The following is a 12868-nucleotide window of genomic DNA, read 5'->3' on the forward strand; positions in this document are numbered from 1 at the left end:
TAATCCCTTAACCGCGCCTTAACAGCCCTGCAGTCACAGTGCGTGCGTCGAGGGCCATATCGGTCTGGTTTTTCCGGGGTAGATCCAGCATGAACGTTACCATCACCCACAACGGTTTCGCAGTGGCGCGCGAGACGGCTACAGTTTCTACTCTGCGTAGCGCTGCAGTCACCTGGCGAGCGGCCAGTACGCTTGATTCCAACTACCAGGTTCACAGCACCTTCGACGCCCCTTCTCGCAAGGCCATGCCGCGCAGGCGGCCACGCGTTTTGAAACGGATCGCTCGCCAACCGCGTCGGCTTATTCGCTACTCCATCGCCGCGCTTTTGCTCGTCAGCGCAGGATTTACTGCGCCGGCATCCAGTCATGAAGCGGTAAGTGAGCCTCTGCCCAAACGCTTGGATTATTCCACTGGTGCTAATCGTGGCTGATGCTTTACCGCGCTAGGGATGACGTTATCTGAAAGCGTGGTGATGTATCTGCGGTTTAGCTGCAGTGTCTTTTGCGGGAGCTCGGTGTTTTAGAACGGACACCGGGTTCCCCCCCTTATCTTCAGTGTTAATGCCCGCCCTCCTCACGCATCATGTCCAGAATCTGCTTTTCCAGTCCCGCATACGCTGGATGCGCGCGCATATCCTCACGGGTTTTAATGTCGCTGCTGGCTTTGAAGGGTGGGTGCAATAGGGTCTTCACTCGCCCCGGATGGCGGGACAGGAACACGATCTGATCGCCCAGCAACAGGGCTTCTTCCACATCATGGGTGACCATCACGACCGTCATGCGTTCCTTACGGATAACATCGAGCAGCAGTTCCTGCATTTGCCAGCGCGTCTCCGCATCCAATGCGCCAAAGGGCTCATCCATCAACAATACTTTGGGGCTGTTGGCCAGAGCACGGGCCAGGGCGACCCGTTGGCGCATGCCGCCGGACAATTGGTGTGGATAGGCATCGGCAAAGGCGCTCAGGCCGACACGCTCGAGAAAATAATCGACCGTGCCCTCCTGCATCGCCATCACATCCCCGTTGATTCGCAGACCATAAGCCACATTGTCGCGGACCTTGAGCCAGGGGAATGAGGTGTAGCCCTGAAACACCATCCCCCTATCCCTATGCGGCCCACGCACCTCTTCGCCATTCAGACTGACGCTGCCGCTGGACGGACGTTCAAGCCCAGCCATCATGCGCAATACAGTTGACTTGCCACAGCCTGAAGGACCAAGCAGAACGCACACTTGCCGTGGCTCGACGTCAAAACTGACGCCCTCCACGGCGACAACGTGTCGACCATTGTCAGCAAACACCTTACCCACCTGCTCGACCTGCAAACCCTGCAGGTCGGCACTCAGGTTGACTGCCTGCGCGCTCATTCAGCCTCCAGCGCCGCCTTTAGCGGGCTCAGTTCCACGCCAGTAGTCCAGTCGTGCATGGCGTCGGCCATACCGAACTTCTGCCACCAGGTATTGGTGGTGTTCCAGTGCTGAACAATCTGACCATTGGTCATACCCAACGGCAGTTCGCCCTCGGCCACACCCATAAAGCGCCCAGCTTCTTCCAGGTCAAACACCATAATGCCGCCCTTGTAGATCTCGCCATCAGTACCGATGACCATCTCCACATCGCTGACATTGAACTGAATCGCTTCGGCAATAATACGATTACCCTCTTCCGGATTGGCCTTCCAGTAATCGACCGCTTTAAAATAGGCCTCCATCGCCAGGTTGGCCGCTTCCGGACGCTCGGTCAGAAAGGCTTCGCTCATATACATGCCGTCACCCAGCAACGCGGTGCTGATCCAGTCGCCTTCGCTTGAATCCGCCACTACCCGAGCACCGGGCATATTTTTCAGCAACTGGCTACCAAAGGGTTCCCAGAGTTCAACCGCACTGACACTGCCGCCCAGCATCGCGCCCACGGCCTCGTCCATAATCACGTTAACGAACTCGACCTGATCGATAGCAACGCCATTTTGTTCCAGCCAGATACCCATGAAAATCTGCGTCAAACCACCTTCCATCACCGCGATCTTCTTGCCGATCAGGTCCTTGGCAGACTCAATGCCCGGCGCCAGGATAATCTTGTCCGTGCCGTAGGATGGGTTGGTATAGGTCACCAGCTTGACTGGCACATTCTTGTCGACCGCAATCGGGCCGTATTCAACCGTGCTGGAGGTGATATCCAGTTGACCGGCCGTCATCAGGCCGAAGCTTTCATAGGGGTCTTCGATAATAGTGATATTGAGATCCAGCTCAGGGACCAGATTCTTTTCCTTGGCGATAAACCAGAAGCCATAACCCGGCCACGAGAACAGCGACACATTGACCTGCTCCGCCGCCTGAGCGACCCCTGCAGCGCACATCAGCGCTGCACCCAGTACACAGCCTTTGGCTGTTTTGCTCCAGTTGCTCGATCGCATAGTGAATCTCCTAGATGAGTGAAACTTTAAATCTGTTCGCGACGGCCTCGTCGCAAAGGGCTTATTTCCCCCGCTGCCGCAAATACGGAAACGCCAACCAATGCACCCCACGAAACGCCAAATCACATAACAATCCCAGCGCGCCGATCACCACAATTCCGGCCATGATGTCGTCCACGTACACAAAACGTCTGGCGCGCATCATCATGGCGCCGATGCCATCTGTAGCCGCGACGATCTCGGCAATCACCAGATAGGTCCAGCTCACCGCCAGCATCTGCCGACAGGTATCAACAATGCCCGGCAGTGCCGCCGGTACTACTACCGTCCAGAGAATCACCCGTCGTGAGCCGCCCAGAGTCTTGGATGTCTCGATAAAATCCGTCGGCACCTGCCGCACCACGTCACTGACCAGGGTGATCAAGAACCACACCACCCCCAAGACCAGCAGCGCGATCTTCTGCTCGTCACCTGTACCCAGCCACATCAACAGCAGCGGGATAAAGGCCGGCGCAGGCAGGTAGCGAAAGGCCGAGACCAACGGATTGAAGAACGCCGCCACCAGCGGGAACGCGCCCATCAGCACACCCAGCGGGACAGCAAGTGCCACCGCCAGCGCAAAACTGATACCAATGCGTTTGAGACTTGCCAGTACGTCAGCGCTGAATTCGCGCTCAAAAAACAACTCGCGCAGCGACTCAAGTACCTGCAGCGGCCCTGGAAAAAGCGGGCTTGACGTACCCTCTCCCGTTGCGGCGAAGTGCCACGCCAGCACAAAAGCCAACCACGCTGTCACGCCCAACATCAGTTTGATACCCGGAGCCACTGGCTGCTTGAAATCAAAACTATCCCAGACTGCTGCCCTGAATCCCGACATCAATGCTCTCCACCCAAAGCCTGCTCAGCAGGTAAAAAAAGCATCAAAATGCAGTGAGGAATGACAACGCATTAACTCCCACGGCCTTACCGTCTCGTACCGTTTCGCGCACATCCGCCGTGCCGTACTCCTCAGCCAGCACCCGACCCACCCGGTGTTGATGAAAGCTCTTCACCTGCCCCCACATGCTCAGCTGCTGCGGGCAGCTATCGCCATACAGGCTGTGATGAAACGCTGGCAATCGATACCAGGCCGTGGTGGGCTTGGTGTGGTGGGCATTGTGGTAGGAGAAGTTCAGCGCCAGCAGGTTCAGCCAGGGCCAACGCGCCGAGATCAGATTGCTGTAGGTATTGTGCTCTTCGTACTCACGGTTACCCTTGTACGGAGGCTTGGCATCGGTGGTGTCCAGCGTGTAGAAAATCTCGTAATTGTGCTGAAAAGAATCCATAAAACGCAGAAACGTCAGAAATAGGCAGTAGGCCACGGCATAACCGAGCGCCGCCAAAGGCGCAAACCAGATGAGTAGCGCAAAGACACTGAACCGCAGCAAGGTCACCCGTATCACCCGCCCACGCTGGGCCTTTTTGCTTTCATAAACAAAAGGCGCAGCGATCAACATGCCGTGCATGATCAGCTCCACCGCAGGGATATAACACCACTCCAGACCGCGAACGACCTTGTGCAGCACCGGCCGTTCAACCAACCACGCGCGATAATCGAAGGCGACCGGCTCGCAGTTATCAACGTGATGGCGCATATGCTTGTAGCGCATGTCTTCGTAGGTGCCGTAATGGGAGCCGGTGATCACATTCATCCAGCGTCCAATCCGGGTGTTATGTTCAACCTTCTTGCACAACGCGTTGTGCCCACAGTCGTGCAACAGGTACGCCGCTATCGTCATACCATGGGCCACGGCGAGCACGCCCAGCGCCAGACTCCACCAGGCGCCCACACATAACAGCGCCCAGCCGCCAAAGTAAGTTAGCAGTACGTATCCGATCGCCAGGGTATTGGGCAACATGCCCTCGTCGCGCCAGATGTTTTTGTAAATCTGCATTGCTCATGCCTCTTGTAATGACCTGCACACCCTCAGGTGCTGTTAACCAGTAACCCGCTCTTGTTGCGCGGCCTGCCAGAGCCCAAACTGATCACGCTCGCGCAACCCAACCCAGCGATTCATCTGCCAAAGATCAGCAACGGGCATGCCGGTGAACGGTTGTGTGTGCAGATAGCCATCGGGGCCAAATTCCGGGGTCATGCTGCTGGCGGTATAACCACGACGCATCTGGCTGGCCCAGATCGCTTGCCAGCTACGCTCGTGCGAGGCCAAGGCCTCCGCATATTCTGGCGCAGCAGGGTGAGGCACCTGTGGGCCCTGGTCGTAGCCAACTCGGCTGTGCACGTGATGGGCTTTTTCCGCCACCTCCAGAATGGTTTCCCACTCGCTGTCCATCTGCCGCTCACAGACCACCACCCAGTGGCTGAAATCACAGGTAATGAGCAGATCGGGCAACGCGCGCAGAACATCGCGCGTAATCCAGGGGTTGAAGAAGGAGCGACTGCGATGCGTCTCGAAGCTGCACAGCACGCCATAACGGTCAGCCATGTCCTGCGCGCGTCGGAAAAAGTCGACTTGCACGTCCAGAGGCCACGCATCACAGCCGCCCATCACATTGCAAAAGCGCGGATTCAACATCAGGCTGCGTTTGATCTTTGTCTCAAGCGAGGCCAGGTGCTCATCGGGCGTGGCATGACGATCAGGCACATAACTGCCTGTCGTGCATATCTCGGCTATGTAACTCAGACCATGGTCGGCGAATACTGCCGCCATCTGCTCCCGATCGGCCTCATCAGCCGGGGCCGGGGCCTCTATCCCGGTAAAGCCAGCGTCGACTGCCAACAGCGCGCCCTGCTCAACCGTGCCCTCATGGCCCCACAATGTCTTGTACAGATCCAGTTGCATACAACGTGCTCCAGCTCGGTAAATTGACTAATTAAGTACTAGCAAGCGGCATGCCATATGGATGCAACCTTGCATAGGTCGCTGTTTTACATGCTGTTCAGCATGTATATTGACCATACAGTCCGGTGATACCCTGCACAGCATCGGAGCATTGGGCGGTTTCATGCACCAGATTGCCGCGCTCGCCCCACACCCGCAAAAAAAAGGCTCAACCCCGCTCTCTGAAGCCCGCAATGGATCCCCGCATTTGCGCGGATGACGATCCGCCCTGATCCCAAGCTCGATCTTTGTTAAGGTCTCTATACGTTCAGCCAATGTCAGGAGCCCTACGATGGCGCAGGAATCTGTGAAAAGTAGCTCCGGCAACACACCCGCCAGTGTCCCCAGTACCATGGCAGCGGTGTTGTTGACCGGCCATGGCGGCGTCAACAAGTTGGTTTACCGGCAAGATGTGCCTACCCCGTCGCCCGCTCACGGCGAAGTACTGGTGCGCATCACTGCAACGGCGAAGAACAACACCGATCGCAAGGCACGCGAGGGGCTGTATCCTACGAAGGGGAAGGCCGATACCACTTCCTTTGCGATTGGCGGCGAGGCCACACTGACCTTCCCGCGTATTCAGGGTGCGGACATTGCCGGCCATGTCGTCGCCGTGGGGGCGGGCGTGGATACCGCCCGTATCGGTGAGCGTGGCTTGCTCGATTTCAATCTCTACGCAGACACCCGCCGCGACATCAACCTCACGCCGGACTATTACGGTCATGGCGCTGACGGCGGTTACGCGGAGTATGTTGCGCTGCCGTCCGAGCAGTTTCATCACATCGACAATCCCGACCTGGGCGATGCCGAGCTCGCGGCGATGGGCATGTGCTCCTACCAGACCGCTCTGCACATGCTCACCACTGCCCGCATTCAGGCTGGCGAGCGGGTATTGGTAACCGGTGCCAGCGGCGGCGTGGGGACGGCGCTGATTCAGTTATGCCGGATTATCGGCGCAATTCCCTACGCCCTCAGTCGGCAGGAAAAAGCCAAGGCACTGCTCGAGCTTGGCGCCGAAGCCGTGCTCTACCGCGACGACATGGATGGCTTCGCCGACCAGGTGCGCGCTCTGACCGGCGGCGCGCCCTTCGATGCGGTGATGGATTTGATTGGCGGCGGGATGACCGATCAGTTCATCGACAGCATGATCTTCGACATGAAGCGCCGCACCACTTACCCCCGGCTCAGCATCGCCGGTGCCAGTGGTGGCAATGTCAGCGAGATCATGTGGACGCGCATTTACCTCTACCAGGTGCAGATCTTTGGCGTCTCCCACGGTACCCGAAAAGAAGCGGATCAATTGATTGCTTGGATCCGCAGCGGCCAACTCAAACCCGTGCTGCATGCCGCGTTCAAACTCTCGGAACTGCATCGCGCTGAAGAGTACTTCATCAATCGCGACAGCCACTACCTGGGCAAGATTGTTATCGTTCCGGACAGCCAGTGGCAGCAGCATGGCGCCCCCTATGCCCTGCAGGAACTCACATGAAACGCGAACTCAGCATCCAGCTGATCGATACCCACGCCGGTGGCGATGTCAGCCGGATTGTCATCGGCGGCATCCGCGCCCTGCCCGGCGCCAATGTGCGCGAGCAAATGCATTACCTGCGGGATGAAGCCGATGGATTGCGCACACTGCTATTGACTGAGCCCTATGGCATCCCGGAAATGTCCGTCGACCTGATCGTACCAGCCAGCCATCCCGACGCGCTGATGGGCTATATCATCATGGAGGTCATGGGCTACCCGATCTACTCCGGCTCCAACACCCTCTGCACCGCCACCGCCCTGCTGGAAAGCGGCCTGATCCCCAAACAGGAAGGGGTGCAGCGCTTCATCCTCGAATCCCCGGCCGGGCTGGTGAATATCACCGCCCAGATTACCGATGGCGTTGTCGAGGCTGTCACCTGCGAAGGCTTACCCAGCTATATTCATACCCATAACGCCAGCATCGATGTCCCGTCGATCGGCCGGGTGAACTACAGCGTGGCCTACAGCGGCGGATTTTACGCGCTGGTCGATGCCACCGAACTTGGGTTTGCTTTGACCCGCGAAGAGGAACGGGCCCTGAACGACTGCGCCTTCGCTATCGTCGAAGCACTGCAGGCTGAACGCGGATTCTCGCACCACACCCTCGGAGATGTGGGTCCCTTACCATTTTTGCACTTTATGGGGCCGGTTGAGCAGATAGCCGAGGGCTTCTACCGATCACGTTCGACTACCTACGTACACCCCGGCGTCATCTGCCGCAGTCCTACGGGCACTGGCACCTCTGCGCGCCTGGCGTTAATGCATTATGAGGGCAAAATTGGCATCGGCGACAAGCTGGAAACCGTGTCTCTACGCGATACCGGATTCATTGGTGAAATGACTGGGAAGCATACTTCTGGGAGGCATACTTCTGGCGAGCATCAGATGGTCGAGAATACGATAACGGGCAGAAGCTATGTGATCGCCCGGTCGAATATTGTCGTTAACTGCGATGACCCGATGGTTGAGTGCGGTGGGTTGCAGCATATTGTGTAGCGGGAGCCCCCACCTCAAAAAACGCCCATAAAAAAACCGGAGCACATGGCTCCGGTTTTCGACTTCCTACAGCAATTTACTTGTTTGCCAACTCATTCTGCTCATACAGCAGATCAACAATCCCATTCGCAGGTTTATAACCCTGTACAACCTCCAGCAAAATCCTGCGGACCGTATCGTAATCATCGTCCCGGATGGCCTGGCGCAGGACGTCCAGTACGGGCAGCAGCTCGTTCCAGGGCACCAGGTCTTCGTTGGCGCGATGGATCTTTTCGTGGCTGGTGGTCTCAGCGTTGTCGCCGAGCAGGAGCTCTTCGTAGAGCTTCTCTCCGGGTCGCAAGCCGGAGAAGGTAATGCCTATGTCGCCGTTGATGGTCACTTCATCGCGTACCGTCAGACCCGAGAGCATAATCATCTTGCGCGCCAGATCGACAATGGTGACCGGCTCGCCCATGTCGAGGACAAACACATCGCCACCCCGCCCCATCGAGCCGGCCTGTATCACCAACTGCGCAGCTTCAGGGATAGTCATGAAATAGCGGGTGATGTCCGGATGCGTGACGGTAATCGGACCGCCGCGGCGAATCTGCTCGCGAAACAGCGGAATCACCGAACCCGACGAACCCAACACATTTCCAAAACGCACCATGGTAAAGCGCGTGCGATTGAGCTGGCTGACATGGCTGTCCTCGCCCCACAAGCGAGGCGCCTGCTCGGCACTTAGCCCCTGCAGCACCAGTTCAGCCATGCGCTTAGTCGAGCCCATCACGTTGGTCGGGCGTACGGCCTTGTCGGTAGAGACCAGCACAAAGTTCTCGACCCGGCACTTGATCGCAGCCTGGGCTGTATTGAGTGTGCCAAACACATTATTCATGATGCCTTCAGCCACATTGTGTTCAACCATCGGCACGTGCTTATAGGCCGCAGCGTGATACACCGTATTAATACTCCAGGCACTCATGACATCCTGCAGACGCGGGTAATTGCGAATTGAACCGAGTATCGGAATGAGTACAACGTCTAGTTTGCGTGAGCGAATGTAGCCAATCAGCTCAGAATGAATCTCGTATAGGGCAAACTCGCTGTGCTCGAACAGAACAAGAGTTTTAGGATTGGAAAGAACTATCTGACGGCATAGCTCGCTTCCAATCGATCCACCCGCACCGGTTACCATCACGGATTTGTCACGAATACAGGCTTGAAATAGCGACTGATCCGGCGGCACCGAATCGCGACCCAGCAGGTCGGCAATATCCACTTCCTGCAGATCGTCGACCTTCACCTTGCCGCTGGCCAGGTCCATCATCCCGGGGATGGTTCGCACGTGCAGAGGAAAACGCTGCAGACTGGCGAGCACTTCCTGACGGCGCGCCCGAGTAGCAGACGGGATCGCCATGAACAACTCCTTCACCCCCGTATTGCCTAGCATCTTGCCGACTTCACCGGAGGAGTACACGCGCACGCCGGCAATGCTGCGACCCACCAGGGTAGGATCATCATCCACGAAAGCCATCGGCCGATACAAGCGCCCTACCCGCAACGAAGCCAGCAACTGATTGCCCGCCGCGCCTGCACCATAAATCGCTACCGGCTTACCGCCCAGATGCTCTTCGGCCTCAGCCTTGGGTATCCCGCTAATCCACCAATCGCCCATAAAATACTGACGCGCCAACAGCCGCAAACCGCCAACAAGCAGCAGATTCATCGACCAGCAAGAGAAAAACACAGACCGTGGAAACTCAGCCTCGAGCCCCGCATCGCGCGCGATCAGTAATATCAGAGTAAAGCCAAGAAAACCGACAGTCACTGCCTTGAGAATGCAGAGCAAGGCATCGTTGCCAAAGTGCCGCATCACCGCCCGGTACATACCCATCTTGATGTACACCGGAATGGCAATCACCGGCGCCATCAGGAACAACCAGATCTGACCGCCCGTCGGCACTACCCAACCATCTCCGCTCAACCGCAGGAAAAGGGCTGCCCACATCGCCACTGACAGCAATACCACATCGGCGATTATCTGAACTGTTCTCTTCTGACCGTAACTCAAGCCGATCAATCTTTCCTTGAACAAATAGCTCTCCTAATAAACCAATGCCATTAAAATTCAACTACAGCCAAGCGATGCTGGCAATAGCACTAACTTGACTGCTGCAGATTAGGACAATGCGACGGACAGATAATTCTATTCGTCTTGATATCCATTTGGATTATTTGACTGCCAACGCCAGGCATCGGCGCACATGGCCTCGAGATCAAGGCGTGCGGACCAACCCAGTTCGTCCGCAGCCAGTGCAGGATCAGCGTAGCAGCTCGCCACGTCGCCCGGCCGTCGATCTACAATCTGGTAACCCAGCGACTTGCCGCAGGCCTTCTCAAACGCCTTGAGCATATCCAGTACCGAATAACCGATCCCCGTACCCAGGTTAAAGGCCTTGATCCCCGGCTTGGGCTCCAGCCAGCGCAGAGCCTGCAGGTGGCCGTCGGCCAGATCCTGCACGTGGATGTAATCCCGCACACCCGTACCGTCCGGCGTCGAATAATCACCACCGAAAACGCTCAACTGCTCACGCCGTCCCACTGCCACCTGGGCAATATAAGGCATCAGGTTGTTAGGAATATCGGAGGGGTCCTCACCAATCAGGCCACTGGGATGCGCACCTACCGGGTTGAAGTAACGTAGCAAGGCGATATTCCAATCTGGATCAGCCACGTGCAGATCGCCAAGCATTTCTTCGATCATCAACTTGGAGCGGCCGTAAGGATTAGTCGCACTGGTGGGGAAATCTTCGCGTATAGGCAGGCTCGCCGGATCGCCATACACCGTCGCCGAGGAGCTGAACACAATATTCTTCACCCCCGCGCGCTGCATCGCCTCGCACAACACGACCGTACCGCTGACATTGTTGCGGTAGTACCGCATGGGCTGCGCCACCGACTCACCCACCGCCTTGAGCCCGGCAAAGTGAATCACCGCATCGATGGTATGGCTGGCAAACACCCGATCCAGCAAAGACGCATCGTTGATATCACCCTCAACGCACACCACCGCCTGCCCAGAAATAGTCTCTGCCCGCCGCAACGCTTCCGGCGAGGAGTTGCTGAAATTATCCAGCACCACAATCTGGTAGCCCGCATCAAGCAGCTTGATGCAAGTATGGGTGCCAATATAACCGGCGCCACCGGTAACGAGAATGGTGTTATACACAGTCGACCTTTTATGTCTGGGGATAAGAGAAGTATAGCGAAGCTCGCACCTGAAAACATAATGCTCACACTCGTTACCTCACAATCCCCCAATCACCTCAACCAATCGCGCCGTCTCGCGCTCCATCAACGCCTGATCCCCCCGGCTCTCCACATTCAAGCGAATAACCGGTTCGGTATTCGACGCCCGCAGATTAAACCGCCAATCGGCAAAGCAGATACTCACCCCATCCGTGTGATCCACCTCAAGGGCATCCGGCGCGTAACGGCCTTCAATCGCATCCAATACCGCCGGCGCATCACTCACCGTCAGATTGATCTCACCAGACGACGGGAAGCGCGCTATACGCTCATCCACCAGTTCAGACATCGGCTTGCCCTTCACGCACAGCAGCTCGGCTACCAGCAACCAGGGGATCATGCCGCTGTCGCAATAAGCGAAGTTGCGAAAGTAATGGTGCGCACTCATCTCGCCGCCATAGGCCGCATCTTCCTGACGCATGCGATCCTTGATAAACGCGTGGCCGGCCTTAGTTTGTACCGCCACGCCACCGTTCTCTTCCACTTGCTCCACGGTATTCCACACCAGCCGCGGGTCATGCACGATGCGCGCGCCGGGCTCTTTCTGCAGGAATGCCTCGGCGAGCAAACCGACAATGTAATAACCCTCAATAAAGCGCCCCCGCTCATCGAACAGAAAACACCGATCAAAATCCCCATCCCAGGCAATCCCCATATCCGCCTTGTGCTCCAGCACCGCATTGCTGGTCAGGCTGCGGTTTTCGACCAGAATCGGATTGGGAATGCCATTGGGAAAGCTGCCGTTCGGCTCGTGGCAAATCTTGATCAGCTCGACCGGCAGCTTCAACTGCTTGAAGGCCGCCTCCAACGCATCAATCGCCGGACCAGCCGTGCCGTTGCCCGCGTTGACCAACAGCTTCAACGGCGTGAAATTAGCGGGCTCGATGTACCCCAGCACATGCTGAATATAGGCCTCACGGGTACTCACCCGCTCATAGGTGCCGCGCTGATCGGCTGGCACAGATGGATCACGCCCATCAACCAGCTCATACACATGAGCCTCAGCCAGTGCCCGAATCTCCACCAGTCCACTATCCGCAGAAATCGGCCGCGAGCCCTCCCGCACCAGCTTCAAGCCATTATAATCAATCGGATTATGCGAAGCCGTCACCTCAATACCGCCCTCCACACCCAGGTGAAAGGTCGCAAAATACACTTCCTCAGTGCCCACCAGCCCCAAGTCCAGCACATTCACACCCTCGTCACGCAAACCATTGGCCAGAGCCGCCTTCAGCGCTTCGGATGTATCGCGCACATCCCCACCCAACACAATCCGGTCCGGTTTGAGCCACTGGGCAAACGCCCGAGCGATGCGGTAAGCGATGTCTTCATCCAACTGCGTACCCAGCTGGCCACGGATGTCGTAGGCTTTGAAACAGGTGATCTCAGACATAAGGTTCCATGTGTGTTGGTAAATTCAAAGTCAAAATAGATTCCCGCCTTCGCGGGAATGACGAGGGATGGGGCGCTCTTCACCGCGTTTCGGTTCGCCGTGCGGTGTTACTAGCGCTGCTTGATATCGCGGTAAAAGTTTTCATGTGAACCCAAGGCCATCAGCTCTAAAACGAGGGCACCATCATCAAAGCTATACCCCAGTAACGTCAGTTGCTTATTCATCTTGAATTTATATACACGTAGGAACGAGAGGCTCCCCTTTTTTTGCTCCCCCAAATCGGGGTCGGCCATCAGATCTCTGACGGCCCCGTCGAGATCTTCTTTCTGATTAGCCTTAAGCTTTTTTACTGCTCTCTTGAAGGTCGG

General features: G+C 56.9%; 12 protein-coding genes. 3 read left to right on the forward strand and 9 right to left on the reverse strand.

The window, feature by feature from the left end:
* The first annotated feature begins 89 nt into the window (after nucleotides 1–89).
* Nucleotides 90–431: a hypothetical protein gene (locus ACJAXR_RS11630; protein ID WP_415058435.1), complete on the forward strand. Its 342-nt coding sequence runs from the start codon at nucleotides 90–92 to the stop codon at nucleotides 429–431.
* Nucleotides 432–558: 127 nt separating this feature from the next.
* Here the strand turns inward: ACJAXR_RS11630 and ACJAXR_RS11635 are convergent, their stop codons facing one another.
* The 5 genes from ACJAXR_RS11635 to ACJAXR_RS11655 form a co-directional block, all read right to left on the reverse strand.
* Nucleotides 559–1368 (reverse strand): ABC transporter ATP-binding protein, encoded by an 810-nt coding sequence (locus ACJAXR_RS11635; RefSeq protein ID WP_415058436.1) that lies wholly within the window; start codon nucleotides 1366–1368, stop codon nucleotides 559–561.
* Nucleotides 1365–2414, reverse strand: a complete 1050-nt coding sequence (locus ACJAXR_RS11640; RefSeq protein WP_415058437.1) for an ABC transporter substrate-binding protein — start codon at nucleotides 2412–2414, stop codon at nucleotides 1365–1367. The genes ACJAXR_RS11635 and ACJAXR_RS11640 overlap by 4 nt, the downstream gene beginning before the upstream one ends.
* Before the next feature lie 61 nt (nucleotides 2415–2475).
* On the reverse strand, nucleotides 2476–3291 hold the full coding sequence (locus ACJAXR_RS11645) for an ABC transporter permease (protein ID WP_415058438.1): 816 nt from the start codon (nucleotides 3289–3291) through the stop codon (nucleotides 2476–2478).
* Nucleotides 3292–3334: 43 nt separating this feature from the next.
* Nucleotides 3335–4348 (reverse strand): fatty acid desaturase, encoded by a 1014-nt coding sequence (locus ACJAXR_RS11650; RefSeq protein WP_415058439.1) that lies wholly within the window; start codon nucleotides 4346–4348, stop codon nucleotides 3335–3337.
* 42 nt (nucleotides 4349–4390) lie between these two features.
* A complete protein-coding gene (locus tag ACJAXR_RS11655) occupies nucleotides 4391–5254 on the reverse strand; it encodes a sugar phosphate isomerase/epimerase family protein (RefSeq protein ID WP_415058440.1) in 864 nt (287 codons plus the stop codon).
* Nucleotides 5255–5585: 331 nt separating this feature from the next.
* Here ACJAXR_RS11655 and ACJAXR_RS11660 point away from each other — a divergent pair, with 331 nt between their 5' ends.
* Both ACJAXR_RS11660 and ACJAXR_RS11665 read left to right on the forward strand, forming a co-directional pair.
* A complete protein-coding gene (locus ACJAXR_RS11660) occupies nucleotides 5586–6782 on the forward strand; it encodes a zinc-binding dehydrogenase (protein ID WP_415058441.1) in 1197 nt (398 codons plus the stop codon).
* Entirely contained in the window at nucleotides 6779–7819 is a 1041-nt protein-coding gene (locus ACJAXR_RS11665; protein ID WP_415058442.1) for a proline racemase family protein, read from the forward strand. Before ACJAXR_RS11660 ends, ACJAXR_RS11665 begins: the two co-directional genes overlap by 4 nt.
* A 76-nt stretch (nucleotides 7820–7895) precedes the next feature.
* Here ACJAXR_RS11665 and ACJAXR_RS11670 read toward each other — a convergent pair whose 3' ends face one another.
* The 4 genes from ACJAXR_RS11670 to ACJAXR_RS11685 form a co-directional block, all read right to left on the reverse strand.
* Nucleotides 7896–9893 carry a polysaccharide biosynthesis protein gene (locus ACJAXR_RS11670; protein ID WP_415058443.1) on the reverse strand — a complete coding sequence of 666 codons (1998 nt, stop codon included), beginning with the start codon at nucleotides 9891–9893 and terminating at the stop codon, nucleotides 7896–7898.
* A 111-nt stretch (nucleotides 9894–10004) separates the two neighbouring features.
* Nucleotides 10005–11027 (reverse strand): UDP-glucose 4-epimerase GalE, encoded by a 1023-nt coding sequence (gene galE / locus ACJAXR_RS11675; RefSeq protein WP_415058444.1) that lies wholly within the window; start codon nucleotides 11025–11027, stop codon nucleotides 10005–10007.
* 78 nt (nucleotides 11028–11105) lie between these two features.
* On the reverse strand, nucleotides 11106–12500 hold the full coding sequence (locus tag ACJAXR_RS11680) for a phosphomannomutase CpsG (RefSeq protein ID WP_415058445.1): 1395 nt from the start codon (nucleotides 12498–12500) through the stop codon (nucleotides 11106–11108).
* 110 nt (nucleotides 12501–12610) lie between these two features.
* Nucleotides 12611–12868 (reverse strand): type II toxin-antitoxin system RelE/ParE family toxin (locus ACJAXR_RS11685; protein ID WP_415058446.1); only part of this gene is annotated, 258 nt, incomplete at its 5' end.

The sequence above is a fragment of the Halopseudomonas sp. genome, assembly GCF_047631575.1.
In the GTDB taxonomy this organism is placed as follows: Bacteria; Pseudomonadota; Gammaproteobacteria; order Pseudomonadales; family Pseudomonadaceae; genus Halopseudomonas.

Excerpts from the sequence above, each read along its gene's own strand:
- ACJAXR_RS11630 (WP_415058435.1), top strand. The coding sequence starts at position 90 with ATGAACGTTACCATCACCCACAACGGTTTCGCAGTGGCGCGCGAGACG.
- ACJAXR_RS11635 (WP_415058436.1), bottom strand. The coding sequence starts at position 1,368 with ATGAGCGCGCAGGCAGTCAACCTGAGTGCCGACCTGCAGGGTTTGCAG.
- ACJAXR_RS11640 (WP_415058437.1), bottom strand. The coding sequence starts at position 2,414 with ATGCGATCGAGCAACTGGAGCAAAACAGCCAAAGGCTGTGTACTGGGT.
- ACJAXR_RS11645 (WP_415058438.1), bottom strand. The coding sequence starts at position 3,291 with ATGTCGGGATTCAGGGCAGCAGTCTGGGATAGTTTTGATTTCAAGCAG.
- ACJAXR_RS11650 (WP_415058439.1), bottom strand. The coding sequence starts at position 4,348 with ATGCAGATTTACAAAAACATCTGGCGCGACGAGGGCATGTTGCCCAAT.
- ACJAXR_RS11655 (WP_415058440.1), bottom strand. The coding sequence starts at position 5,254 with ATGCAACTGGATCTGTACAAGACATTGTGGGGCCATGAGGGCACGGTT.
- ACJAXR_RS11660 (WP_415058441.1), top strand. The coding sequence starts at position 5,586 with ATGGCGCAGGAATCTGTGAAAAGTAGCTCCGGCAACACACCCGCCAGT.
- ACJAXR_RS11665 (WP_415058442.1), top strand. The coding sequence starts at position 6,779 with ATGAAACGCGAACTCAGCATCCAGCTGATCGATACCCACGCCGGTGGC.
- ACJAXR_RS11680 (WP_415058445.1), bottom strand. The coding sequence starts at position 12,500 with ATGTCTGAGATCACCTGTTTCAAAGCCTACGACATCCGTGGCCAGCTG.